Source organism: Pseudomonas sp. LBUM1670, from assembly GCF_059695695.1.
On the sequence record NZ_CP166783.1, the window covers coordinates 5,190,764 to 5,215,630 of the forward strand.

At 60.4% G+C, this 24,867-nt stretch carries 21 protein-coding genes; 5 read left to right on the forward strand and 16 right to left on the reverse strand.

The features are described 5' to 3' along the window. Positions 1-13: 13 nt before the first annotated feature. The 13 genes from trpC to ACA073_RS23860 all read right to left on the reverse strand — a co-directional run bounded on the left by trpC (position 14) and on the right by ACA073_RS23860 (position 15,066). Positions 14-850, reverse strand: coding sequence for an indole-3-glycerol phosphate synthase TrpC (gene trpC, locus ACA073_RS23800; protein ID WP_497399906.1), 837 nt, complete (start codon positions 848-850; stop codon positions 14-16). Then, on the reverse strand, positions 847-1,896 hold the full coding sequence (gene trpD / locus ACA073_RS23805) for an anthranilate phosphoribosyltransferase (RefSeq protein ID WP_461952979.1): 1,050 nt from the start codon (positions 1,894-1,896) through the stop codon (positions 847-849). The genes trpC and trpD overlap by 4 nt, the downstream gene beginning before the upstream one ends. A gap of 9 nt (positions 1,897-1,905) precedes the next feature. After that, positions 1,906-2,499: an aminodeoxychorismate/anthranilate synthase component II gene (locus tag ACA073_RS23810; RefSeq protein WP_008027095.1), complete on the reverse strand. Its 594-nt coding sequence runs from the start codon at positions 2,497-2,499 to the stop codon at positions 1,906-1,908. 114 nt (positions 2,500-2,613) lie between these two features. Next, complete coding sequence (trpE, locus tag ACA073_RS23815; protein ID WP_497399909.1) at positions 2,614-4,095, reverse strand: anthranilate synthase component I; 1,482 nt, start codon at positions 4,093-4,095, stop codon at positions 2,614-2,616. A 71-nt stretch (positions 4,096-4,166) separates the two neighbouring features. After that, complete coding sequence (locus tag ACA073_RS23820) at positions 4,167-4,985, reverse strand: phosphoglycolate phosphatase (protein ID WP_497399911.1); 819 nt, start codon at positions 4,983-4,985, stop codon at positions 4,167-4,169. Continuing rightward, positions 4,982-5,656 (reverse strand): ribulose-phosphate 3-epimerase, encoded by a 675-nt coding sequence (gene rpe / locus ACA073_RS23825; protein WP_008027088.1) that lies wholly within the window; start codon positions 5,654-5,656, stop codon positions 4,982-4,984. The genes ACA073_RS23820 and rpe overlap by 4 nt, the downstream gene beginning before the upstream one ends. 80 nt (positions 5,657-5,736) lie before the next feature. After that, positions 5,737-6,885, reverse strand: a complete 1,149-nt coding sequence (locus ACA073_RS23830; protein WP_497399913.1) for an iron-containing alcohol dehydrogenase — start codon at positions 6,883-6,885, stop codon at positions 5,737-5,739. 194 nt (positions 6,886-7,079) lie between these two features. Then, the gene (locus ACA073_RS23835; protein ID WP_497399915.1) at positions 7,080-7,904 is read right to left on the reverse strand and encodes an ABC transporter permease; all 825 of its coding nucleotides are present in this window, start codon (positions 7,902-7,904) and stop codon (positions 7,080-7,082) included. A 12-nt stretch (positions 7,905-7,916) separates the two neighbouring features. Further along, positions 7,917-9,164 (reverse strand): ABC transporter permease, encoded by a 1,248-nt coding sequence (locus tag ACA073_RS23840; protein ID WP_407015371.1) that lies wholly within the window; start codon positions 9,162-9,164, stop codon positions 7,917-7,919. A gap of 171 nt (positions 9,165-9,335) precedes the next feature. Beyond that, positions 9,336-10,379: an ABC transporter substrate-binding protein gene (locus ACA073_RS23845; protein ID WP_497399917.1), complete on the reverse strand. Its 1,044-nt coding sequence runs from the start codon at positions 10,377-10,379 to the stop codon at positions 9,336-9,338. A gap of 44 nt (positions 10,380-10,423) precedes the next feature. After that, positions 10,424-11,548 (reverse strand): ABC transporter ATP-binding protein, encoded by a 1,125-nt coding sequence (locus tag ACA073_RS23850; protein ID WP_497399919.1) that lies wholly within the window; start codon positions 11,546-11,548, stop codon positions 10,424-10,426. Positions 11,549-11,901: 353 nt separating this feature from the next. After that, positions 11,902-12,555: a response regulator gene (locus ACA073_RS23855; protein WP_497399921.1), complete on the reverse strand. Its 654-nt coding sequence runs from the start codon at positions 12,553-12,555 to the stop codon at positions 11,902-11,904. A 114-nt stretch (positions 12,556-12,669) separates the two neighbouring features. Continuing rightward, a complete protein-coding gene (locus ACA073_RS23860; protein ID WP_497399923.1) occupies positions 12,670-15,066 on the reverse strand; it encodes a PAS domain-containing sensor histidine kinase in 2,397 nt (798 codons plus the stop codon). A 73-nt stretch (positions 15,067-15,139) separates the two neighbouring features. On the opposite strand from ACA073_RS23860, the gene ACA073_RS23865 reads away from it, so the two are divergent. Further along, the gene (locus ACA073_RS23865) at positions 15,140-16,132 is read left to right on the forward strand and encodes an alpha/beta hydrolase family protein (RefSeq protein ID WP_497399925.1); all 993 of its coding nucleotides are present in this window, start codon (positions 15,140-15,142) and stop codon (positions 16,130-16,132) included. 141 nt (positions 16,133-16,273) lie between these two features. Here ACA073_RS23865 and ACA073_RS23870 read toward each other — a convergent pair whose 3' ends face one another. Genes ACA073_RS23870 through ACA073_RS23880 form a run of 3 tightly spaced genes read right to left on the reverse strand, consistent with a single transcriptional unit; the run spans position 16,274 to position 18,730 of the window. Beyond that, on the reverse strand, positions 16,274-17,041 hold the full coding sequence (locus ACA073_RS23870) for a DnaJ domain-containing protein (protein WP_497399927.1): 768 nt from the start codon (positions 17,039-17,041) through the stop codon (positions 16,274-16,276). 1 nt (position 17,042) lies between these two features. Then, positions 17,043-17,714, reverse strand: a complete 672-nt coding sequence (gene murU / locus ACA073_RS23875) for an N-acetylmuramate alpha-1-phosphate uridylyltransferase MurU (protein ID WP_497399929.1) — start codon at positions 17,712-17,714, stop codon at positions 17,043-17,045. After that, positions 17,711-18,730, reverse strand: a complete 1,020-nt coding sequence (locus ACA073_RS23880) for an aminoglycoside phosphotransferase family protein (protein ID WP_497399931.1) — start codon at positions 18,728-18,730, stop codon at positions 17,711-17,713. The genes murU and ACA073_RS23880 overlap by 4 nt, the downstream gene beginning before the upstream one ends. 130 nt (positions 18,731-18,860) lie before the next feature. Between ACA073_RS23880 and ACA073_RS23885 the strand changes: the two genes are divergently transcribed. Genes ACA073_RS23885 through rsmA form a run of 4 tightly spaced genes read left to right on the forward strand, consistent with a single transcriptional unit; the run spans position 18,861 to position 24,757 of the window. Continuing rightward, positions 18,861-21,659 carry an LPS-assembly protein LptD gene (locus tag ACA073_RS23885; protein ID WP_497399933.1) on the forward strand — a complete coding sequence of 933 codons (2,799 nt, stop codon included), beginning with the start codon at positions 18,861-18,863 and terminating at the stop codon, positions 21,657-21,659. Then, on the forward strand, positions 21,640-22,956 hold the full coding sequence (gene surA / locus ACA073_RS23890) for a peptidylprolyl isomerase SurA (RefSeq protein WP_497399935.1): 1,317 nt from the start codon (positions 21,640-21,642) through the stop codon (positions 22,954-22,956). Before ACA073_RS23885 ends, surA begins: the two co-directional genes overlap by 20 nt. Continuing rightward, positions 22,953-23,942 carry a 4-hydroxythreonine-4-phosphate dehydrogenase PdxA gene (pdxA, locus tag ACA073_RS23895; RefSeq protein WP_497399937.1) on the forward strand — a complete coding sequence of 330 codons (990 nt, stop codon included), beginning with the start codon at positions 22,953-22,955 and terminating at the stop codon, positions 23,940-23,942. Before surA ends, pdxA begins: the two co-directional genes overlap by 4 nt. Further along, complete coding sequence (gene rsmA / locus ACA073_RS23900; RefSeq protein WP_008027060.1) at positions 23,939-24,757, forward strand: 16S rRNA (adenine(1518)-N(6)/adenine(1519)-N(6))-dimethyltransferase RsmA; 819 nt, start codon at positions 23,939-23,941, stop codon at positions 24,755-24,757. The genes pdxA and rsmA overlap by 4 nt, the downstream gene beginning before the upstream one ends. The last annotated feature ends 110 nt before the right edge of the window (positions 24,758-24,867 follow it).

Below are 24,867 nucleotides of genomic sequence, written 5' to 3' on the forward strand. Positions count from 1 at the left end.
CCGCGGTTTGTGTTCAGTCGAGTGTAGAACCACTCACAGCAGTACCACGCTCCGGGAAAAACAGACGCTGCAATTCGGTACCCGGGCTTTCGGCGCGCATGAACGCTTCGCCAACCAGGAACGCATACACGTCGCTGATTTCCATCAGCTCGACATCGGCCCGATTGAGAATGCCGCTTTCTGTAATCACCAGACGATCGCGCGGAATACGCGGTAACAGGTCAAGGGTAGTTTCCAGACTGACGTCGAAGGTGTGCAGATTGCGGTTGTTCACGCCCACCAGCGGCGTGTCGAGGGTTTTCAAGGCCCGATCCAGCTCGTCGCCATCGTGGACTTCCACCAGCACATCGAGGCCAACGCTTTTGGCCACTGCCGCCAGCTCGGCCATTTTCACGTCATCCAGTGCGGAGACGATCAACAGCACGCAGTCAGCGCCCAAAGCACGGGCTTCGACGATCTGGTACGGATCGATCATGAAATCCTTGCGGATCACCGGCAGATTGCACGCCGCGCGGGCCTGTTGCAGATACGCATCGGCGCCCTGGAAGTAATCGATATCGGTGAGCACCGACAGGCAGGTCGCGCCGCCCTTCTCGTAACTCCTGGCAATGTCCGCCGGAACGAAGTTCTCGCGAATCACGCCTTTGCTTGGCGAAGCTTTCTTGATTTCAGCAATGACCGCCGGCTGCTTGAGCTTGGCCTGAGCCAACAATGCCTTGGCAAAACCACGGGGTGCATCGGCCGCCTTGGCCAGACTTTCCAGCTCCGCCAGACTCACACGAGCGCTACGCTCGGCGACTTCCTGGACTTTGCGCGCCAGAATGTTTTCCAGAACCGTCGGTACACTCATCCCTCATTCTCCACTTTGAATACCGCGGTAAATGCACCCAGCTCCTCAAGTTTTTCCCGAGCGAGGCCTGTGTGCAGCGCATCGTGCGCCAGGGCAACGCCTTCTTTCAAACTGGTCGCCAGGTCGGCGGCGTAAAGTGCAGCACCGGCATTGAGCACGATCATTTCGGCGGCTTTCTGACCGCTCTCAGTCTTGCGCTTGCCGAGGGCATCACGAATCAGCTCGAGCGAAGCGGCCGGGCTTTCCACCGCCAGGCCGTGCAGGCTCTGGCTCTTCATGCCCAGGTCTTCCGGTTCGACCCAATACTCGGTGATCTGGTCATTCTTCAATTCCGCCACGAAGGTAGGCGCTGCCAGACTGAACTCGTCCAGACCATCCTTCGAATGCACCACCAGCACGTGCTTGCTGCCCAAACGCTGCAAGACTTCGGCCAATGGCCGGCACAACGCCTGGCTGAACACGCCCACCACCTGATGTTTCACGCCGGCCGGATTCGTAAGCGGGCCGAGCATGTTGAACAGGGTACGCAAGCCAAGATCCTTGCGCGGACCGGCGGCGTACTTCATGGCACGGTGATGGGTCTGGGCAAACATGAAACCGATGCCGACGTTGTCGATGCAGCGCGCCACTTGAACAGGGGTCAGGTTCAGGTAGATACCCGCCGCTTCCAGCAGATCGGCGCTGCCGCTTTTACCCGACACCGCACGGTTACCGTGCTTGGCCACGGTGCAACCGGCCGCTGCCACCACGAAGGAAGACGCCGTCGAGACGTTGAAGATGTTCGCACCATCGCCGCCGGTGCCGACCACATCGACCACGCCGTCGAGGGTTTTGAGTTCGACCTTGTCCGCCAGCTCGCGCATGACCGACACGGCGCCGACGATCTCGTCGATGCTTTCGCTCTTCATGCGCATGGCCATCATGAACGCGCCGATCTGCGCGTCCGTGCATTGCCCGGTCATGATCTCGCGCATCACATCGCGCATTTCTTCGGTGCTGAGGTCGAGGTGATCGACGATACGGCTCAGGGCTGTCTTGATATTCATGGAAAGTCCTTAGCGCGTGCCGCCGGTTTGTTTGAGGAAGTTGGCAAACAACTCGTGACCCTGTTCGGTCAGGATAGACTCAGGGTGGAATTGCACACCTTCGATGTTCAGCGTCTTGTGGCGCAGGCCCATGATCTCGTCGACCGAGCCGTCTTCAAGCTGGGTCCAGGCGGTCAGCTCCAGACAGTCGGGCAGAGTTTCGCGCTTGACGATCAACGAGTGATAGCGCGTAACCGTCAGCGGATGATTCAGGCCTTCGAATACGCCTTTGTCCTCGTGGAACACCGGGCTGGTCTTGCCGTGCATCACTTGGCGGGCACGAACCACATCGCCGCCAAACGCCTGGCCGATGGATTGATGGCCCAGGCACACGCCAAGAATCGGCAGCTTGCCGGCAAAATGCTTGATGACGTCAATCGAGACGCCCGCTTCGGTCGGGGTGCAAGGACCGGGAGACACGACGATCCGCTCAGGGTTGAGCGCTTCGATTTCGGCAACGGTCAGTTCATCGTTGCGCACGACTTTGACCTGGGAGCCGAGCTCACCAAGGTATTGCACAACGTTGTAAGTAAAAGAGTCGTAGTTATCGATCATCAGCAACATGGCTTGAGAACCTCTTGAATTCACTGACTATAAAGACTGCCTTCGAGTGAGTGACCCGCAGCGTCCAGCGCTTTGTCAGGCAAAGCGACATGGCATACGGGTCACGTTCTTCGGTCAGCTTTCCGGGGTTTGTTCAGCCAGGGCGACTGCACGGAACATTGCGCGACGCTTGTTCAGGGTTTCTTCCCATTCCAGCGCCGGCACCGAGTCGGCAACGATGCCGCCACCGGCCTGCACGTGCAGTTCGCCGTTCTTGATCACCGCGGTGCGAATGGCAATCGCGGTGTCCATGTTGCCGTTCCAGGCGAAGTAACCGACCGCGCCGCCGTAGACGCCACGCTTGACCGGCTCCAGTTCGTCGATGATTTCCATCGCGCGAATCTTCGGTGCGCCGGACAAGGTGCCCGCCGGCAGGATCGCCCGCAGCGCGTCCATCGCCGTCAGCCCGGCCTTCAATTGCCCGGTGACGTTGGACACGATGTGCATCACGTTGGAATAACGCTCGATGACCATTTTCTCGGTGAGTTTCACCGAACCGATTTCCGAGACGCGACCGGTGTCGTTACGACCCAGGTCGATCAGCATCAAGTGCTCGGCGATTTCCTTGTCGTCGGACAGCAGGTCTTTTTCCAACGCCAGATCCGCTTCTTCGTTCGCGCCGCGCGGGCGAGTGCCGGCGATCGGGCGCACGGTGATCAGGTTGTCTTCGACCCGCACCAGCACTTCCGGCGAACTGCCGACGACGTGGAAGTCGCCGAAGTTGAAGAAGTACATGTAAGGCGTCGGGTTGAAACAACGCAACGCGCGATACAAATCAATCGGCGCCGCCTTGAAGTCGATCGACATGCGCTGCGACGGCACGACCTGCATGCAGTCACCGGCCAGGATGTATTCCTTGATGGTGTCGACGGCTTTTTCGTAATCGTCCTGGGTGAAACTGGAACGGAACACCGGATCAGCCGATTGCTGTTTGCTGAAATCCAGGCCACGGCGCGGGGTGATGGGCTGGCGGAGTTTTTCCAGCAGCTCTTCCAGACGCGCCTGACCTTGCTCGAATGCATCGTCCTGCGACGGGTCGGCCAGGACGATTGCGTGCATTTTGCCGGCGAGGTTGTCGAACACCACCACCGCATCGGACACCATCAGCAGAATGTCCGGCACGCCCAGCGGATCCGGGTTCGGGCACTTGCCCAGACGCTTCTCCACATAACGCACACAATCGTAGCCGAAGTAACCCACCAGGCCGCCGTTGAAACGCGGCAGGCCAGGAATAGTCGGTACGTTGTAACGGGCTTTGAATTCTTCAACGAACGCTAGCGGGTCTTCGGCCTCGTGGCTTTCGATCTCGACGCCGTCGTGCGTCACGCTGATGTGGTGATCGTGAACCCGCAGTACCGTGCGGCACGGCAGGCCGATGATCGAGTAACGGCCCCACTTCTCCCCGCCCTGCACCGATTCGAGCAGGTAGGAATTGGGCTCGTCGGCCAGTTTCAGGTAGATCGACAGCGGCGTGTCGAAGTCGGCCAGGGTTTCGCAGGCAAGCGGGATGCGGTTGTAGCCGGCAGCGGCCAAACGCAGGAATTCTTCGCGGATCATGGAGTAGCCTCGTGGCTTGAGGTGCTAACAGTCAGGTATGCAAACGCGCCGGGATACCGGCCAGGAACAAGTCAGGCGCGCCAACGCCAGCGGGCCAGGGCCTTGATGACTTTCATCCAGAGTTTGCGAGTGACCACCACGATGGCGTTTCCAGAAGGGGGTTGAACAGCGTCGGCCAACGTTATCTCAGCGGCCGGATCCAGGCAACCGGGAATTAGCTTGCGCAGGTCGTCGATGACCAGCGCCGGCGACTCTTCGGCAATCGGCCGACCATGGTTGTAGCCATAACTGAGGGCCACACATTTGACCCCGGCCGCTTTCGCCGCCAGCACATCGCTGCGCGAATCGCCGACGAACAACGACTGCGACGCCGGAATGTTGGCCATTTTCATCACGAAAAACAGCGCGGCAGGGTCGGGTTTCTTCTGCGGCAGGGTGTCGCCACCGATGATCCATTTGAAATAGCGGCCGATCTTCATCTGATCCAGCAACGGCGCGACGAAACGCTCCGGCTTGTTGGTGATCAGCGCCATTTCCACGCCTTGTTTGTTCAGCCACTTGAGGGTGTCACGCACGCCGGGGTAAACCACCGTCAAGTCGTGACCGTCCGCATAGAAGCCGTTGAACAATTCCAGGGCATGCCCGGCTTCGACCTCATCGACACCTTCGGCGTCGATGTGGTTGGCCAGGGCCCGGCACACCAGCGTGTGCACGCCGTTGCCGACCCAGTCACGCACCGATTCGATGCCGACAGGCTGGCGCCCGAGTTTGAGCAGCATGTTATCCACCGCCGCGGCGAGGTCTGGGACCGAATCGACCAGCGTGCCATCCAGATCGAACATCACCAGACGCGGCAGGCGGCCCGGGAACAGCTGCTCAAAGCCACTCATGGGCGGGCCAGGGCCAGTTCGGAACGCATCTTCTCGATGACTTCCTGGTAGTTCGGCGCATTGAAGATCGCCGAGCCGGCCACGAAGGTGTCGGCGCCAGCCGCTGCGATTTCACGAATGTTGTTCACGTTCACGCCACCGTCGATTTCCAGGCGGATGTCACGCCCGGACGCATCGATCAACGCGCGCGCTTCACGCAGCTTGTCGAGGGTGCCGGGGATGAACTTCTGCCCGCCGAAGCCAGGGTTGACGCTCATCAGCAGGATCATGTCGACCTTGTCCATCACGTACTTGAGCACGTCCAGCGGAGTCGCCGGGTTAAACACCAGGCCCGACTTGCAGCCACCTTCGCGGATCAGTTGCAGGGAACGGTCGACGTGCTGCGAGGCTTCCGGGTGGAAGGTGATGTAGGTCGCGCCGGCCTCGATGAAGTCACCGACGATGCGGTCCACCGGGCTGACCATCAGGTGCGCGTCGATCGGCGCGGTCACGCCGTACTTGCGCAGTGCGGCGCAGACCATCGGGCCGATGGTCAGGTTCGGCACGTAGTGGTTGTCCATGACATCGAAGTGCACGAAGTCGGCGCCAGCGGCCAGAACGTTGTCCACTTCTTCACCCAGGCGGGCGAAGTCGGCGGAGAGAATCGACGGAGCAATTACGAAGGGCTGCATGACGCACCTTTTCTGAGCAAAATCACGATGGCGCGCATTGTATACCTCATGCTTTGACACGCGCACCGTGGCGGCGATGATCAGTAAGCCGCGCGGTAGATCTTCTCGATATCAATCGCGCTCAATTTGCGTGGATTGTTGCGCATCAGGCGCTCGATCCCCGCAGCTTCCACGGCCATGGCCGGGATCGCATCCTCTGGAACGCCGAAACTGCGCAGGCCCGGCGGGATCTCCACGGCTGCACACAACGCGCTCATCGCCTCGACGGCTTTGTCCGCGGCGTCATTGGCACTCAGATGAGCGGTCTTTACCCCCATGGCTTCGGCAATATCCTGCATGCGCTCGACGCAGGCCATCTTGTTCCAGGTCATGACATACGGCAGCAACAAGGCGTTGCTGACGCCATGGGCGATGTTGAAACGCCCGCCCAGCGGGTACGCCAGCGCATGCACCGCGCCGACACCGGCATTGCCGAATGCCATGCCCGCCATCAGGCTGGCGGTGGCCATGTCTTCGCGTGCCTGCAGATCGGAGGGATTCGCGTAGGCCTTGGGTAACGCTTTGGCGATCAACTTGATCGCGCCGATAGCCAGCGCGTCGGTAATCGCTGAAGCATTGAGGGACAAATACGACTCTATGGCGTGCACCAGCGCATCGACGCCACTGGCGGCGGTGACACTGCGCGGGCACGTCAGGGTCATTTGCGGGCTAACCAGCGCCACGTCCGGCAACAGATAGTCGCTGACGATGCCCTTTTTGAGCTGCGCAACCTTGTCGGACAGGATCGCGACGTTGGTCACTTCCGAGCCGGTGCCAGCGGTGGTCGGGATCGCGATCAGCGGCGGGCCTTTGCGCGGCACCTGGTCGATGCCGAACAGATCTTCCAGCTCTCCGTGGTAACCGGCGTAGGCCGCCACGCTTTTGGCGATGTCGATTGCGCTGCCGCCGCCCAGACCGATCAGCCCGTCGTGCCCGCCTTCGCGGTAAACGCGCATGCAGTCTTCGACGATGGCGATTTCCGGGTCTGGCAGCACACGGTCGAAAATCTCGTAACGCCGTTCGCCCAACTGCGCGAGTGCCAGCTCGACCGTACCGGATTTGACCAGCGCGGCGTCGGTGACGATCAGCGGGTTGTCGATGTCCAGGCGCGTGAGTTCGTCAGCCAGTTGCTCGATGGCCCCTGCGCCGGTGATCAGTTTGTGAGCGATTTTGAAAGAGGAAAGACTCATCGTGCGCAGCCTCTTATAGATAGGGGAGCTGGGCACAAGAGTAGCTGGGGATTGGGGGTTGTCTGCTATTCAGGAGGTGAATGACTGCGCCACCACAAGACACCTGTAGGAGCTGCCGAAGGCTGCGATCTTTTGATCTCAAAAAAGCAAAGTCAAAAGATCGCAGCCTTCGGCAGCTCCTACGGGAGATCGTGTCAGACTTGGGCGGTGCGCAGTTTTTCGCTGCGGCCGCGTAGCCATTCCAGGGTCAGCAGCAGGATCACCGAGAAGGCGATCAGCAGCGTTGCCGCAGCGGCAATGGTCGGACTGAGGTTTTCACGAATCCCGCTGAACATCTGCCGTGGCAAAGTCGCTTGCTCGGGACCGGCGAGGAACAGCGTCACCACCACTTCGTCAAACGACGTCGCGAAGGCAAACAGCGCACCGGAGATCACGCCGGGAGCAATCAGCGGCAAGGTCACGCGACGGAACGCGGTCAGCGGCGAAGCACCGAGGCTGGCAGCCGCACGCACCAGATTCTGGTTAAACCCCTGCAACGTCGCCGACACCGTGATGATGACGAACGGCACGCCCAACACCGCGTGCACCACGATCAACGAGAAGAAGCTGTTGCCCAAGCCCAGCGGCGCGAAGAACAGATAACTCGCCACACCAATGATCACCACCGGCACCACCATCGGCGAAATCACCAGCGCCATCACCAGCGCCTTGCCGGGGAAATCGCCGCGGGTCAGGCCAATCGCCGCCAGCGTACCGAAGATCATGGCCAGCACGGTCGCCGCCGGGGCCACAATGATGCTGTTCTTCAGTGAGCGCATCCATTCCGCCGAGGCGAAGAAGTCCTGATACCAGTGCAGCGAGAAGCCTTGCAGCGGATACACCAGGAAACTGCCCGAGTTGAACGACAGCGGAATGATCACCAGCACCGGCAGGATCAGGAACAACAGAATCAAGCCGCAGAGAATCCGCAAGCTGTAGAACCACACCCGCTCAACGGGCGACATATAAGGACTCAGCATTTCATTCTCCCCTTAGCTCAGGCGCAGGCGACTGGCGCCTACCAGCCAGCTGTAAATCAGATAAAGCACCACGGTCGCCAACAGCAGCAGCCCACCGAGTGCGGTCGCCATGCCCCAGTTGATGCTGGTGTTGGTGTAGAAGGCGACGAAATAGCTGACCATCTGATCGTTCGGGCTGCCCAGCAACGCCGGGGTGATGTAGTAGCCGATGGCGAGGATGAACACCAACAGGCAACCGGCGCCGACACCGGCGTAGGTCTGCGGGAAGTACACCCGCCAGAAGCTGGCGAACGGGTGGCAGCCGAGGGAAATCGCTGCGCGCATGTAGGTCGGCGAGATGCCTTTCATCACGCTGTAGATCGGCAGAATCATGAACGGCAGCAGGATGTGCACCATCGAGATGTAGACCCCGGTGCGGTTGAACACCAGTTCCAGCGGCTTATCGATGATGCCCATGGCCATCAGGCCGCTGTTGATCAAACCGCCTGATTGCAGCAACACGATCCACGCCGCGACTCGCACCAGGATCGACGTCCAGAACGGCAGCAGCACCAGAATCATCAGCAGGTTGCTTTGGCGCGATGGCAGGTTCGCCAGCAGGTAAGCCAACGGATACGCCAGCACCAGGCAAATGGCGGTGATGATCAGGCCCATCCAGAAGGTGCGGGCGAAGATGTCGAGGTAGATCGCCTGATCGGGCGTGGCCGGGGCGATTTCGCCGAGGTCGTCGATGCGGTGATCGACGGCGGCCAGCAGGTAGTACGGGGTAATGCTGCTGGTGTTGCGGCGTACCGCTTGCCAATAGGCCGGATCACCCCAGCGTTCGTCGAGCCCTTCCAGCGCTTCTTTATAAGAAGCCGGTTCAGTGGCGAACGGCAAGGCGCGGGCGGTTTTGGTCAGCAGGCTGCGGTAGCCGGCCAACTCCATGTTCAAGCGCTTGGACAGGTCGCCCAAGGTCTGATTCTTGCGCGCTTCAGCGAGGTCTTCGCTGGCCGCTTTGTACACGGGCTCAGCGGGCAGGCCGCGGCCGTCCCAACTGGCGATGGCTGCCACGGTGCGCGGCATGCCGCCGACCACTTCCGGGTTACCTACGCTTTTGTAGAGCAGCGCCACGATCGGCACCAGGAACACCAGCAACAGAAACAGCACCAGCGGCGCGATCAAGGCCTGGGCCTTCCAGCGATTGATCCGCTCGGCGTGCTTGAGCCGCTGCTTCAAGGTGGGGTCAGTGCCCGCGTTCAGGGGAATGGCGGTGGCCATGGCGTACTCCGGAAATCTTTGGATGGGCGGCATCACCCAAGTGATGCCGCATTGCATCGATATTCTTGAACCAGACACCGGCCCCCGTAGGAGCTGGCGCAGCCTGCGATCTTTTGGCGGCTTCAAGACCGCTGAAGATCAAGATCAAAAGATCGCAGCCTTCGGCAGCTCCTACTTGGCAGCCCAGGAATTGAAACGCTGTTCCAGTTGCTCGCCGTTGTCAGCCCAGAAGCTGACGTCGATCTGCACCTGGTTGGCGATGTTTTCCGGGGTGGTCGGCATGTCTTTCAGGACATCCTTGGACAACAGCGGTACGGCTTGGGTGTTGGCCGGGCCGTAGGCGATGTTTTCCGAGTAGGTCTTCTGCTGCTGCGGCATCACCGAGAAAGCGATGAATTTCTTCGCCGCTTCGGCACGGGCCTTGTCCAGACCTTTTGGAATCGCCCAGGCGTCGAAGTCGTAGATGCCGCCGTTCCACACGACTTTCAGGTTGCTTTCTTTCTGCACGGCAGCGATCCGGCCGTTGTAGGCGGAGCTCATGACCACGTCACCCGAAGCGAGGTATTGCGGCGGTTGTGCGCCGGCTTCCCACCACTGAATGCTTGGTTTCAGCTCATCGAGCTTCTTGAACGCGCGGTCCTGACCGTCTTTGCCGGCCAGCACTTTGTAGACGTCTTTCGGCGCAACGCCGTCGGCCATCAGTGCGAATTCCAGGGTGTACTTGGCGCCTTTGCGCAGGCCGCGCTTGCCCGGGAATTTCTTGGTGTCCCAGAAATCCACCCAACTGGTCGGTGCGGATGCCAGTTTGTCAGCGTTGTAGGCCAACACGGTCGACCATACGAAGAAGCCTACGCCGCAAGGCTGGATGGCGCCTTTGACGTAGTCTTCGGTCTTGCCGAACAGTGCCGGGTCGAGTTGCTCGAACATGTCTTCGTCGCAACCACGGGACAGTTCTGGCGATTCAACTTCCACCAGGTCCCAGGACACGCTCTTGGTATCGACCATGGCTTTGACCTTGGCCATCTCGCCGTTGTACTCGCCGGCGACGATCTTGCCGTTGCCCGCCGCTTCCCACGGTGCGTAGAAGGCTTTGACCTGCGCAGCCTTGTTCGCCCCGCCAAAGGACACCACGGTCAGGTCCGGGCCCGCCGCCATCGCGTGCGCCGCACCCATCATGCCCAGGACCAGGGCGGTGAATTTCAGGGATCTCAACATTTATTGTTCTCTCCACGTGCAGGGTTGGTTGAAGCAGGGGGCGATCAGTTCGCCTCTAGAAGTGGGTCGAGCGCACGAACGTGTTCGACCTCCCAGCCAAGCGGTACCACGTCGCCGACGGCGAGCGCAGGATCGAGCTCGGCAATCGGTTGTTTCACAAAGAAGTCGGTCTTGCCGCAGACTTCCAGGCGAACCCGGACGTGGTCGCCCAGATAGATGAATTCCGCCACCCTCCCGGAGAAGCGGTTGACGCAGGACTCGCTCGAACCATTGAGGCTCACGCGTTCCGGTCGAATCGACAGCGTGACGGGCTCGCCGGTCTTGCCGACGTTGACCGCCAGGGCTTCAACCTTTTCACCGCGACTGAGTTCCACGATGCAACGGTCGCCGGTGTGGCTGTGCAAACGGCCGTTGAGACGGTTGTTCTCGCCGATGAAGTTGGCGACGAAGGTGTTCTTCGGTTCTTCGTAGAGGCTGCGCGGCGGGGCGATCTGCTGGATTTCGCCCTGATGGAACACGGCCACGCGGTCGGACATGGTCAGGGCTTCACCCTGGTCATGGGTCACGTAGACCACGGTCACGCCGAGGCGCTGGTGCAGGTGTTTGATTTCCATCTGCATGTGTTCGCGCAGTTGTTTGTCGAGTGCACCAAGAGGCTCGTCCATCAACACCAGTTGCGGTTCGAACACCAACGCGCGGGCCAGCGCTACACGCTGCTGCTGACCGCCGGACAGCTGCGCCGGATAGCGCTGGGCGAAGGCGTCGAGCTGAACCATGCTCAGCACGCGTTTGACCCGGTCACTGACATCGCTCTTGTTCAAGCCGCGCACGGTCAGCGGAAACGCGAGGTTCTCGGCGACGGTCATGTGCGGGAACAGTGCGTAGTTCTGGAACACCATGCCGATGTCGCGCTTGTGCGGCGGCACGTTGTTGATGGAACGCCCGGCCAGGAGGATTTCGCCGGCGGTCGGCGTTTCGAAACCGGCGAGCATCATCAGGCTGGTGGTCTTGCCCGAGCCGGACGGCCCGAGCAAGGTGAGGAACTCGCCTTTGCGAATGTCCAGGTTGAGGTCTTTGACGATCAGGTTCTCGCCGTCGTAGCTCTTTTGCACTCCACGAAAGCTGACCAGAATGTCGCTGGCCCCTGCGTTTGAATCGACCTGGCTCATACCCGCACCTTTGTTGTTGATGACTGCTGTGGACTAAGCCTAGTGGACGCTGGGGAGCACGCAAATCGGGGCGCAGGAGAGAATCGCCTCAGCCGGATGGAAGGTTGGGGGTAGGGATTGCCCTACAAGGATGGCGGGGATGGGTATGTTGATGGGGGATAGCGACGGGCGGTGAGCTATGCACCGCAGGAATGGGCGAACACGGCTGGAAATGCGTGTCGTAATTGGATATGTCCACTATCTACTGTGGGAGCGGGCTTGCTCGCGAAAGCGGGGTGTCATTCGACACATTTATCGACTGGCAGTCAGCTTTCGCGAGCAAGCCCGCTCCCACATTGGGCCTGCGGTGGACCTTAGAGGAGTTTGTGCTCCATGGCGTACTTCACCAGTTCGGCCAGGGAGGTGATGTTGAGTTTCTGCATCAGCCGCGCCTTGTGGGTGCTGATGGTCTTGCTGCTCAGGGCCAGTTGCTGGGCGATGTCGTTGACATTGGCGCCCTGAGCCAGGCGTTCGAACACCGAGAATTCACGCTCTGACAACAATGAATGCAGCGGCCGCGAATCGGTCAGGCCGACTTCGAAGACCATGCGGTCGGCCAGCTCCGGGTCGATGTAACGCCCGCCCGCCGCGACTTTGCGGATCGCCGTCAGCAGCAGCGCGGGGTCGCTGTCCTTGGTCGCGTATCCCGCCGCGCCAACCTTCAACGCTCGGGCGGCCATTTGCGCTTCGTCGTGCATCGACAACACCAGAATGGCCGGCGGATTGTTGAGTGCACGAATCCGCGGTATCGCCTCCAGACCATTGACCCCTGGCATGGAGATGTCCAGCAACACCACTTCGCAGGGAATGTGACGCAAGGTCTCGAGCAACTGCTCGCCATTGCTCGCCTCCCCCACCACCAGCAGATCCTTGGCCAGGCCGATCAATTGTTTAATGCCTTCGCGAACGATGGTGTGGTCTTCGGCTACCAGTACACGGATCACGTTTTTCTCCAGATTCAAGATCATTCGTCGGAACGCCGCCCGGAGCAAGCCCGCTCCCACAGTGGATATGCGGCGCTCACAAAATCCCTGTGGGAGCGGGCTTGCTCGCAAAGGCGTCAGTACAAACAACAAAATTCTTCAGGCCTCATCCAACGGCACGCGCACACTCAAGGTCGTCCCCTCCCCCGGCTCACTCTCCAGCGACAACTGCCCGCCCATGATCAACACCCGCTCGCGCATGCCCACGACCCCGAAGGATGTCGGCCTACCTGTAGCGGCGACAAATCCTACGCCATCATCGCTGACCGTCAGACACAACTCGTCGCCTTCCCGCACCAACGTCAGTTCGACAGTATGCGCCTGGGCATGCCGCATGACATTGGTCAGCGCCTCCTGAAGGATCCGGAACAAGCCAATTGCCTTGGCATCACTGAGCACCGGCAAGTTGTCCGGCACCTGCACAAGGCATGGAATCTGCGTGCGCGCCTCGAAACGCCGGGCCTGCCATTCAATGGCCGAAGCGATACCGGCATCGAGAATCGGTGGGCGCAGAGCCGTAGCAACATCGCGAACCAGCTGGAACAGCTGAGCGATCAAGCGCTTCATGCTGTTCAAACGTTCATTCAGACCAGGATCGAGCTGGGCGTAGGCCAATTCGCACATCGACGTTTCCAGCTTCAACACAGTCAGCATCTGCCCCAGCTCGTCGTGAACTTCCCGGGCGATACGGGCCTTTTCCTCTTCCCGCACGCTCTCCAGGTGCGCGGACAACTCACGCAACTGCTCACGGGAGCTGGCCAGTTCCAGCTCGATGCGCTTGCTCTCGCTGATGTCCCAGACAATGCCGTCCCAGACATAGGCGCCGTCTTCGAGACGTCGAGTGATGGCTTTGATCTCGGCCCAGCGCTGCTCGCCCTGACGCGTGAGAATCCGCCCCTGCCATGACCAGTCACTGTCGGTGTCCAGCGCATGATCCTGCGTCCGGTGATAACTGGCCTTGTCGTCCGGGTGCACCAGACTGCGCAGACCTTTGTCGCGATGGGCCAGGGTCGCCGGCGCGTAACCCACCAGGCTCTCACTGCCCTCACTGATGTAGGCAAAGTCGATCTGCCCCGTCACCGGCGCCCGTTCCAGGCGAAAGACCAATCCCGGCACGTTGGCGGCAATCCCTTGCAGGCGCGCCTCGCTTTCCTGCAACGCGGCCAGCGCGCGACGGCGTTCGGTGACGTCATTGAGGTAGACCACCAGGTACTCGCCATCACGGAACCGCAGGAAGCTCAACGAAACATCCGCTGGCAAAATGCTGCCATCGGCCCGCAGGCAATTGGCTTCGAAACTTTGCGGCCCTTCTTCGCTGGCGCGGGCGCGTTTCCACAGGTTCAGCCAGCGGTCCATGTGCAGACCGGGCTCGAAGTCGATCAGCGGCCGGTCGATGATGGCGCCCGCCGGATAACCGAGCATGGTTTCGGCGGCGCGGTTGGCGTAGCGCACATGGCTGTCCCAGTTGACCCAGAGAATGCCGACGGTGCTCTGGTCGATGGAAAACTGCGTGAGGCGCAACGCTTCTTCACTGGCGGCTCGCAAGGCAATGTCTTCCCGTGCCGCTAACAGACGATGCTCCAGACTGTGTTGCTGGCGACGCTGCCAGAACACGATCGCCATGCTGCTCAGCATTAACATCGCCAACAGCAGACTGAGGTTTTGCCAGAAACCCGGGGACTCCGTCAGTCGCGGGTACTTGGGTTGCAGCCATTGATTGTGCAGTTGCTCCAGGTCCTTGGCCGGGATCGCTCGCAGCGCGTTTTCGACAATGCCGGCGAGTTCCGGCCAGTCCCGCCGTGTGGCCACACGCAGCAGTTGCGGCAGACCGATGTCACCGACCACCACCAACCCGGCAAACTCCGGCTCGACAGACAGACGCCCCAACTGCGCTTCGTCGACCACGGCGTAACTGGCCTGCTGACTCAACAACAGTTGCAAGGCCTGACGTTCGATGGGTACGCCCTGGAGGTTCAGGTGCGGATAATTACTGCGCAGGTAATCCGCGGTGGCGCTGGGCATGCGCACGGCAACGCGGGTCTGGCTGTCGAGTTTTTCCAGCTCCACCACGCCGGCAGTCTTCTGGTCGCTGACCACCAGTTGCGGCACCCGCATGTACGGATCGGAAAACTGCCACAGGCGCAGGCCACCGGGGGTTTGCGCCAGCCCCGGCGCGAGGTCGATTTCACCTTCGCGCACGGCGGCTTCCAGTTGTTCGAGGTCGGGAAAGTTGCGCCAGCTCAGCTCGACCTTGAGCGACTTCGCCAGCCATTTCATCAGCTCGACGTTGACCCCGGACAGCCGTTGCAAGCGGCGATCGTATTGCGCATAGGGCACTTGCAACACCAGTCCGACGCGCAATTCATCATGCCGCGCCAGCCATTCCTGCTGACTGGCGGACAATTGTGCGACGTGCGCCGGTGGCGCAGACGCCGCCCAGCCCATCAAGGGAAACCACAAACAGCCGATAACCCACAGGCAGCGAAAACGCTTCATCGAAGTCTCACACACTGACAAATACTGACCAACCCATTAGGCTGCCGGAATAACTTCTGGCCTGGAATATCCGATGCCCCCTGTCTACCGCCTGGCACTGCCAGCATTGTGCCTGTCGCTGATCCTGCCTTGCGCTTTTTCCGTCCAGGCCGCTGACCCGGCACCCGCTGCCGCGGAAAAATCCGCAGACGAAAAACCGGTCGAACGTCAGCCGCTGCTTGAGCGTAGTCAGGAAGAAGCGACAGCACTTGAGCGAAAAATTCCTGCTCAGGAACAGCAACAACTGCAAGCGGGCAGCGATACGTTTCTGGCCTTGTGGAAACCGGCCAATACCGCGGACCCTAAAGGTGCGGTGATTATCATCCCGGGCGCCGGTGAAACCGTTGACTGGCCGCAAGCAATCGGCCCACTGCGCCGCAAACTGCCGGACGCCAAGTGGAGCAGCCTGAGTATCACCTTGCCCGACCTGCAAAGCGATGCCATTGCGCCACGTACCGTCGAAGTAGCGCCAATGCCCAAAGCCCCTGACGCCGGCAGCAAGGACTCGACCACTGCCGCGCCCATCGAGCAAGCAGCTGGCGGTGAAGCGGAAGTCGCCGACAAGATCATCGCCGAAACCAGCGACGAGCAGGCCAAAGCCGATGCCGAGCGAATTTTCGCACGCATCGATGCGGCCATTGCCTACGCCGAACAACAGAGCGCACGCCGCATCGTGGTACTCGGTCATGGCACCGGTGCGTACTGGGCCGCGCGTTATCTGAGTGAGAAGCAGCCCTCGCAAGTCGAGAAATTCGCGATGGTCGCCGCCCGTTCGCCCGCCGCGACGACACCTGAACTGGCCGAACTGACACCGACATTGATACTGCCGACGGCCGATATCTTCTACATGGACAAGCCGCTGGACCGCAAAGCGGCGCTGGAACGCTTGCAGGCCAGCAAGCGTTTGAAGGCTTCGGTGTTCAGTCAGGTATCGCTCAAGGCATTGCCGGGGGATAGCAAGGCTGAGCAGGAGCAGTTGGTGCGCCGGGTGCGCGGTTGGTTGAACCCGCAGCCTGCAGCGAACTGATAGACCGAAGCGCGCCCTTCGCGAGCAAGCCCGCTCCCACATGTGATCTCGGTCGTATACAAATTCTGTGTCCACTGAAGATCTAATGTGGGAGCGGCTTGCTCGCGAAGGGGGCATCACTGGCGAAACAATCCTTCCCTGCTACCTGAAATCCCTCCGCTGACGAATCAACGTATAGGCGCTATGCAATTCGCGCGTCTTCTCAGTCGCTTCACGAACCTGCAACGCCGTCGCCCCACTACCGGCAACCTTGTCCGGATGATGACGGCTCAACAGGCGCCGATAGGCACGCTTGATCTGCGCCGGCTCGGTGGTGGCATTCACCCCCAAAAGCAGCAATGCCTCCTGATAAGTGATGACACTGCTGACAGACGTTTGCTTGTGTGGCTCATAGTCAGCGGCCAATGCCTGCACCTGATACGACCTCCAGCCCAACCACTTGCCCCATTGAGCAATCAGCTCGCGCTCGGCATGACCGGCGCGACCATCGGCCCAGATCATTCGCCAGCAGGCGCGCAACACGCCCTCCGCCGCATAGGGTTGAGCACTCAAGCGTCGCAGATAACCGCGCAACCGGACGTGCCCCGACTTCCCGCGGTTGAACGCCGCGATCGCCCGGCGTTTTGCCGCATCAGTCATTTCCAGCGCCTGCATTTCCTGACGCGCCTGCTGGATGTGGCCATCCACCACTTGCCCGTTACACTTGGCCAGCCGCCCCAGCAACACGAACAGCAGTTCATCGTTGCGCAACATTGGACGACCACCGAGCGCTTCACGCAAATGCCCCCAGCTCTGCAGTTGCAAGCGCCGATCCAGCGCCTGCCCCAACAACGCGCCGAGCATGGCCCCCGGAATGCTGGCGATGGCAAAACCCGCTCCGGCTCCAATCAGAGTCCCTGGCCACAGCATGTCAGCGACTCGCTTCAATCAGCGCTTCGACTTCAGCCAGACGCTCGTGAGTGCCGACATCCACCCAACGACCGTGCAACTGCTCACCCGTCACCTGTCCGTCAGCCATGGCTTTGCGCAGCAGCGGTGCCAGCTTGAAAGCTCCGGCCGAGCAACCGTCGAACAACTGTGGATGCAACACTGCGATGCCGCTGTAAGTCAGGGTCGGTGTATCAGGCTGGCCATCGTGCACTTGCCCGTCGGCCAGCGTGAAATCGCCCGCCGGATGGTGATTCGGGTTATCCGCCAGCACCAGATGAGCCAGACCGTTGATGGGCTGATGCAAGACGCTGAAGTCGTAGTCGGTCCAGATATCACCGTTGACCACCACAAACGTCTCATCACCCAACAATGGCAATGCGCGGAAAATCCCGCCACCGGTCTCCAGCGGCTCACCTTCCGGCGAGTACCGAATGCTCACGCCATACTGCGAGCCATCACCCAGATAGTCTTCGATCTGCTGGCCCAGCCACGCATGGTTGATCACGATGTCGGTAAACCCGGCGGCGGCCAGCGCCCGCAGGTGATACTCGATCAACGGCACGCCGCCGGCACGAACCAGCGGTTTGGGCGTCGTCAGGGTCAGCGGGCGCATGCGCTCGCCCTTGCCCGCCGCCAGAATCATTGCCTTCATGCCGTCGCTCCAGCACGCAGACTGAGGAGCAACACATCCAGCTCGGCCAGTTCAGGGCGGCGGGCGATCACGGCGTCTATATAGGCAAAGAAGCGCGGCACGTCGGCCAGGTAACGCGGCTTGCCGTCGCGGTGACAGATGCGCGCGAAGATGCCGATGACTTTCAGGTGACGCTGCACGCCCATCAGGTCGCTGGCGCGCAGGAAGTCTTCGAAGTCCGGCTGAACCGGAATATCCAGGGCGCCCGCTTGCTGCCAGTAATCTTCCAGCCAGCCGCGCACACGCTCCTCGGGCCAGCTCAGGAAAGCATCCTTGAACAGACAGGTCACGTCGTAGGTCACCGGGCCGTAGACCGCGTCCTGGAAATCCAGCACACCGGGATTCGGTTCGCTGAGCATCAGGTTGCGCGGCATGTAGTCGCGATGCACCAGCACTTTCGGCTGCGCCAGCGCGCTGTCGATCAACAGCTCCGTCACGTTCTGCCAGAGCATTTGCTGCGCAGCGTCGAACTCGATGCCCAACTCACGCTTCACGTACCACTCAGGGAACAATTCCAGCTCGCGACGCAACAGCGCCACGTCGTAACTCGGCAGCGGCGCAACCATCGGCAATTGCTGAAAAGCGAGCAGTGCCTGCAGGGCATCCTTGAACAAATCGTCGGCATTTTCGCTGTCGATGACGTCCAGATACGTCTTGTTGCCCAGGTCATTCAGCAAAAGAAAACCACGTTCGAGATCTTCGGCATAAATTTTCGGCACATTTATTCCGGATTTCGCCAGCAAAAAAGCGATGTCCACGAAGGGTTTGCAGTTTTCCTGGGGCGGTGGCGCGTCCATTACCACGAAACTTCTGCCTGCGCCTTCCCAGCGGAAATAGCGCCGAAAACTCGCATCACTACTGGCCGCGGTCAACGTGGCCGGGGGTACGGCGCCCCAACCTTGCTCTGTAAAGAGGACGGCCAACTGCTCATCGAGCCAAACTTTCAGGTGTTGCAAACGTACATCTTGGTCAGGCATTGCAAGGGTCTCCGACGGCGCTAGCCGTCAAGCGGGTCATGCTTTATTATCCAGCATCTTTTTCAGACCATCGAGAGGCGTGCGGCCCACACCGCGGGCAGATGGCACGCAGGAAGCCCGGACTAATAAGATGGCATTGAAATCCCCCGCGTTTCGTAAAAAATTTCCGTTGTTGGTCACCGGCAGTCTGCTGGCCCTGCAACCTCTAGCCACTTCGTTCGTGGTCGCCGCGGAACAGTATGACTGCTCAGTCTCTGCTTCGGGTGCCTGGAACTGTGCGCCAAAGTCGCCGGCGGCTGCATTGCCTCCGCGTCCCGTCCATGACGGCAGCGCAGTCTCCGCAACCGGCGAAACACCGGCCGAGAGTGCCACAAGCGAAGACGCCGGCGCCAAGACTGTGTTGGTCACCGAGTCCAAAGGCCGCGGCCTCAAGTCACGTAGCGAAGACTACAGTCACCTCGACTGGGTTCCGCGCGAGAAGCTCACTGCAGCGCAATTGGCCGAAACCGGTCCTTATTGCTCTGGTTCCTATATCGAACCGATTCGTCCTGGCATGAATGACAAGACGAATAAAAGTGACGCCCCGACCTTTGTCGGCGCCAAGGCCTCCCGCTATAAGCAGGACGAACAGATTGCGACCTTGGCGGGCGACGTGGTCTTGCGTCAGGGCAGCATGCAGGCTGAAGCCGACGAAGCGAACCTCTACCAGGCCGAGAGCCGTGGCGAACTGGACGGCAACGTGCGCATTCGCGACAACGGCGCGCTGATCGTCGGCGACCACGCCGAAGTGCAGCTCGACACCGGTGAAGCCAAAGTCGACAACGCCGAATACGTGATGCACAAATCCCGTATCCGCGGTAACGCGCTGTACGCCAAACGCGCCGAGAACGCGATCATCCGCCTCAAGGATGGTACGTACACTACGTGCGAACCGAACAGCAACGCCTGGCAGCTCAAGGGCAACAACATCACCTTGAACCCGGCCACCGGTTTCGGTACCGCGACCAACGTGACGCTGCGGGTCAAGGACATTCCGGTTCTGTACACGCCTTACATCTATTTCCCGATCGACGACCGTCGTCAGTCCGGCTTCCTGCCGCCGACCATCGGCACCGGCAGCGATACCGGCTTCCTGCTGGTGACTCCGTACTACTTCAACCTGGCGCCGAACTACGATGCCACGTTGTACCCACGCTACATGAGCAAGCGTGGCCTGTTGATGGAAGGCGAATTCCGTTACCTGACCAAGTCCAGCGAAGGTCAGTTCGGCGCCGCGTACCTCAACGATGACAATACAGACCGCAGCCAGCAGAGCGACTACGAAAAAACCCGCTACATGTACAACTGGCAACACAAGGGTGGTCTTGACTCGCGCGTTCTCACTCAAGTCGATTACACCAAGATCAGCGATCCGTATTACTTCCAGGATCTGCAGACCGATCAGATCGGCGTGAAAAGCACCGATTACGTCAATCAGCAGGGTTCCGTCACCTACCGTGGCGACAGCTACACCGCCCGCGTGAACGCCCAGGCGTATCAGCTCGCAACCGTTTCGGACATCACGCCGTACGATCGCCTGCCGCAGATCACGTTCGATGGCCAGCTGCCAGTGCATCCGAGCGGACTGGATTTCGACTACGAAACAGAAATCGTACGGTTTGATCGGGACCTCCAAACGGGTCAGTTCTCCGATGAAGACGGTACCCTCTCGCCTCGTCTGGACACTAACGTGTTCGGTCTTGCTCGCGCGAACGGCGACCGCCTGAACGTCAAGCCAGGCGTCAGTCTGCCGCTGAACTGGACGTATGGTTTCCTGAAGCCATCGCTCAAGTATCAGTACACTCAGTACCAGCTGGATCTCGATGGTGAGGGCAAAGCCGACATTGCGAGTCAAGGCGCTGAAGGTGACCGGCTCAACGGTACGTTCAGCAGCAACCAGAACCGTGGTGTGCCGATTGCAAGCATCGACAGCGGTCTGTATTTCGACCGCAACACCACATGGTTTGGCAAAAACTATCGTCAAACCCTGGAACCACGCCTCTTCTACCTGTATGTCCCGGAAGAAGACCAGAAGGACATCCCGGTCTTCGACACCGGCGAATACACCTTCAACTACGCTTCACTGTTCCGCGAAAATCGCTTCTCCGGTTCCGATCGTGTTGGCGACGAGAACAAACTGTCGCTGGGCGTGACCAATCGCTGGATCGAAGACGACGGTTTCGAGCGTCAACGCATCAGCGTCGGCCAGGCCTTGTACTTCAAGGACCGCAAAGTCCAGTTGCCGGGTATCGATGCCAGAACCCGCGAAGACGCACAGACCGACGTTTCGCCGTACGCGCTGGAATACGAATACCGCTGGAACCGCGATTGGCGCACGACCGCCGATTACAACTGGGACCCGGAAAGTCGCAGCCCTCGCTCGGGCAGCGCGATGTTCCACTACCAGCCTGAAGACAACCCGAACAAGGTCATCAACGCCGGCTATCGCTATCGGAATGACCAGATCCGTTACGACCAGAACACCGGTCAATGGGCGGTGGGCGGTGGTGACTACGGCACTCCGGGCACCCCGGGCTACGTGAAGGACTACTACAAGATCCAGCAGCACGACTTCTCGGTGATCTGGCCGATCGTGCCGCAATGGAACGCCATCAGCCGCTGGCAGTATGACTACAACCGTAACCGTACCCTGGAAGCCTTCGGTGGTTTCGAGTACGACAACTGCTGCTGGAAACTGCGCCTGATCAATCGGTACTGGGTGTCGTATGACGAATTCAGTCAGAACGCCCCGGAAAACGAAAAAGGCGACCATGGCATCTTCCTACAAATCGTTCTGAAAGGTCTCGGCGGCCTCACCGGCGCCAAAGTAGAGAGCTTCCTCGACAAAGGCATCCAAGGTTATCGTGAACGTGAAGACCAAGCTTTCTGATTGTCTGCGCCCGCTAGTGCTGGGCGCGCTGTTTCTGGGTACTGCGGCGAATGCCGCGGTACAGTCCATCGATAAAGTGGTGGCCATTGTCGATAACGATGTGGTCATGCAGAGCCAACTGGACCAGCGTGTTCATGAAGTTCAGCAAACCATCGCCAAACGCGGTGCCGCCGTGCCGCCGGCCGGCGTGCTTGATCAGCAGGTGCTCGAGCGCCTGATCGTCGAGAACCTGCAACTGCAGATCGGCGAACGTTCCGGCATCCGCATTACCGATGAAGAGTTGAATCAGGCTGTCGGCACCATTGCCCAGCGCAATAACATGTCGATTGAACAATTCCGCGCCGCACTGACTCGCGATGGTCTGTCTTACGACGACGCCCGTGAACAGATTCGCCGCGAAATGATCATCAGCCGTGTGCGCCAGCGTCGTGTGGCCGAGCGCATTCAGGTGTCCGAACAGGAAGTGAAGAACTTCCTCGCCTCCGACCTTGGCAAAATGCAGTTGTCCGAAGAATTCCGTCTGGCCAACATCCTGATCCCTACGCCGGAAAGCGCTAACTCCGACGCCATTCAGAATGCAGCCAAACAGGCAGACGCGGTTTACCAGCAACTCAAGCAAGGCGCTGACTTCGGTCAACTGGCAATCGCCAAATCCGCCAGCGAAACCGCACTGGAAGGTGGCGACATGGGCTGGCGTAAAGCCGGTCAGCTGCCACCTCCGTTCGATCGCATGCTGAGCACCATGGCTGTCGGCGACGTTACCCAGCCAATGCGCACGCCGGGCGGCTTCATCATCCTGAAGATCCTCGACAAGCGTGGCGGCGAGACACAGACGCGTGACGAAGTGCACGTGCGTCATATCCTGGTCAAGCCTAGCCCGATCCGCGACGAAGCGAAAACCAAAGCCCTGGCTGAGTCGCTCTACACCCGAATCGAATCGGGCGAAGATTTCGGCGAGCTGGCGAAAAGCTTCTCGGAAGACCCGGGTTCCGCCCTCAACGGCGGCGATCTGAACTGGATCGACCCGAATGCATTGGTGCCTGAATTCCGCGAAGTGATGGCCAAGACCCCGCAAGGTCAGCTGTCCAAGCCGTTCCAGACCCAGTATGGCTGGCACGTTCTGGAAGTCCTTGGCCGTCGCGCCACTGACAGCACCACCCAGGCCCGTGAGCAGCAAGCGATGACCGTACTGCGTAACCGCAAATACGACGAAGAGTTGCAAACCTGGCTGCGTCAGATCCGTGATGAAGCGTACGTAGAGATCAAACTCCCTGGTGCAGACCAGGCAGCGCAGTGAAACCCAAGCGATTCGCGCTGACACCCGGCGAACCGGCCGGCATAGGTCCTGACCTGTGCCTGCTGCTTGCCTCGCAAGTCCAGCCACACCCCCTGATTGCCATTACCAGCCACGACCTGCTCATTGAGCGGGCCGTGCAGCTGGGTGTGGTGGTCAATTTACTACCCGTCACGCCTGATGCCTGGCCGGACGTACCCGCGCCCGCCAACAGCCTGTACGTCTGGGATACGCCACTCAGTGCGCCGGTGATTGCCGGTCAACTCGACAAAGCCAATGCCGCTTTCGTTCTGGAGACCTTGACCCGAGCGGGTCAGGGCTGCCTCGACGGGCACTTCGCCGGGATGATTACGGCCCCTGTGCACAAGGGTGTGATCAATGAATCGGGCATCGCCTTTTCCGGGCATACCGAATTTCTCGCCGACCTGACGAACACCGCGCAAGTCGTGATGATGCTCGCCACCCGCGGGTTGCGCGTGGCGCTGGTCACCACTCACCTGCCCCTTCGCGAGATTGCCGATGCAATCACACCGGAGCGTCTGGAGCGAGTCACACGGATTCTGCACGCGGACCTGCAACAAAAATTCGGCATCGCCCGGCCACGCATCCTGGTTTGCGGGCTCAACCCCCATGCCGGTGAAGGCGGACACCTGGGCCATGAAGAAATCGACGTTATCGAACCTACATTAGAGCGCCTGCGCGACGAGGGCATGGACCTTCGCGGTCCCCTGCCCGCCGACACTCTGTTTACCCCTAAATATCTGGAGCACTGCGACGCGGTGCTGGCGATGTACCACGACCAGGGCCTGCCCGTGCTGAAGTACAAAGGCTTCGGCGCGGCAGTCAACGTGACCCTCGGCTTGCCGATCATCCGCACTTCGGTCGACCACGGCACTGCCCTGGACCTGGCCGGCAGCGGCAAAATCGACACCGGCAGCCTGCAAGTCGCCCTGGAAACCGCCTACCAGATGGCCGAGACCCGTTTATGACCGAGCATTACCAACACAAGGCGCGCAAACGCTTTGGCCAGAACTTCCTGCACGATGCCGGCGTTATCGACCGCATCCTGCGCTCCATCCATGCCAAACCCGAAGACCGCCTGCTGGAAATCGGTCCGGGCCAGGGTGCGTTGACCCAAGGCCTGCTGAACAGCGGTGCCCAGCTGGATGTGGTGGAGCTGGACAAGGACCTGATCCCGATCCTCAATCAGCAGTTCGCCGGCAAGAGCAACTTCAACCTGCATCAGGGTGATGCGCTGAAGTTCGACTTCAACAGCCTGAACGCCGCGCCGAACAGCCTGCGAGTGGTCGGCAACCTGCCGTACAACATCTCTACGCCGCTGATTTTCCACCTGCTGCATAACGCCGGCATCATTCGCGACATGCACTTCATGCTGCAGAAGGAAGTGGTCGAGCGTCTGGCGGCAGGGCCTGGCGGTGGTGACTGGGGTCGCCTGTCGATCATGGTTCAGTACCACTGTCGTGTAGAGCACCTGTTCAACGTTGGCCCGGGCGCGTTCAACCCGCCGCCGAAAGTCGACTCGGCCATCGTGCGCCTGGTGCCACACGCCGTACTGCCACACCCGGCCAAGGATCACCGCTTGCTGGAGCGCGTCGTGCGCGAAGCCTTCAACCAGCGTCGCAAGACCCTGCGCAACACCCTCAAACTGCTGCTGAGCAACGACGAAATCACCGCCGCCGGTGTTGACGGTAGCCTGCGTCCAGAGCAGCTCGATCTGGCCGCCTTTGTGCGCCTGGCCGACAAGCTCAGCGAACAAGTCCTACAGAAACCCGCCGCCGACTGACAGGCAACAAGCGTTATCGGGTAGGACACCAGCCCCCATGTCTGGTTTACTACCCGATACTTGGCCTAGACTGAGCTCCATCAGCTACGCCCCGCGTCCCGCTTCGTTTT

Bases quoted from the DNA above. Each gene is read 5' to 3' on its own strand.
- trpC (WP_497399906.1), bottom strand. From the start codon at position 850: ATGAGTGTACCGACGGTTCTGGAAAACATTCTGGCGCGCAAAGTCCAG.
- trpD (WP_461952979.1), bottom strand. From the start codon at position 1,896: ATGAATATCAAGACAGCCCTGAGCCGTATCGTCGATCACCTCGACCTC.
- ACA073_RS23810 (WP_008027095.1), bottom strand. From the start codon at position 2,499: ATGTTGCTGATGATCGATAACTACGACTCTTTTACTTACAACGTTGTG.
- trpE (WP_497399909.1), bottom strand. From the start codon at position 4,095: ATGATCCGCGAAGAATTCCTGCGTTTGGCCGCTGCCGGCTACAACCGC.
- ACA073_RS23820 (WP_497399911.1), bottom strand. From the start codon at position 4,985: ATGAGTGGCTTTGAGCAGCTGTTCCCGGGCCGCCTGCCGCGTCTGGTG.
- rpe (WP_008027088.1), bottom strand. From the start codon at position 5,656: ATGCAGCCCTTCGTAATTGCTCCGTCGATTCTCTCCGCCGACTTCGCC.
- ACA073_RS23830 (WP_497399913.1), bottom strand. From the start codon at position 6,885: ATGAGTCTTTCCTCTTTCAAAATCGCTCACAAACTGATCACCGGCGCA.
- ACA073_RS23835 (WP_497399915.1), bottom strand. From the start codon at position 7,904: ATGCTGAGTCCTTATATGTCGCCCGTTGAGCGGGTGTGGTTCTACAGC.
- ACA073_RS23840 (WP_407015371.1), bottom strand. From the start codon at position 9,164: ATGGCCACCGCCATTCCCCTGAACGCGGGCACTGACCCCACCTTGAAG.
- ACA073_RS23845 (WP_497399917.1), bottom strand. From the start codon at position 10,379: ATGTTGAGATCCCTGAAATTCACCGCCCTGGTCCTGGGCATGATGGGT.
- ACA073_RS23850 (WP_497399919.1), bottom strand. From the start codon at position 11,548: ATGAGCCAGGTCGATTCAAACGCAGGGGCCAGCGACATTCTGGTCAGC.
- ACA073_RS23855 (WP_497399921.1), bottom strand. From the start codon at position 12,555: ATGATCTTGAATCTGGAGAAAAACGTGATCCGTGTACTGGTAGCCGAA.
- ACA073_RS23860 (WP_497399923.1), bottom strand. From the start codon at position 15,066: ATGAAGCGTTTTCGCTGCCTGTGGGTTATCGGCTGTTTGTGGTTTCCC.
- ACA073_RS23865 (WP_497399925.1), top strand. From the start codon at position 15,140: ATGCCCCCTGTCTACCGCCTGGCACTGCCAGCATTGTGCCTGTCGCTG.
- ACA073_RS23870 (WP_497399927.1), bottom strand. From the start codon at position 17,041: ATGCTGTGGCCAGGGACTCTGATTGGAGCCGGAGCGGGTTTTGCCATC.
- murU (WP_497399929.1), bottom strand. From the start codon at position 17,714: ATGAAGGCAATGATTCTGGCGGCGGGCAAGGGCGAGCGCATGCGCCCG.
- ACA073_RS23880 (WP_497399931.1), bottom strand. From the start codon at position 18,730: ATGCCTGACCAAGATGTACGTTTGCAACACCTGAAAGTTTGGCTCGAT.
- ACA073_RS23885 (WP_497399933.1), top strand. From the start codon at position 18,861: ATGGCATTGAAATCCCCCGCGTTTCGTAAAAAATTTCCGTTGTTGGTC.
- rsmA (WP_008027060.1), top strand. From the start codon at position 23,939: ATGACCGAGCATTACCAACACAAGGCGCGCAAACGCTTTGGCCAGAAC.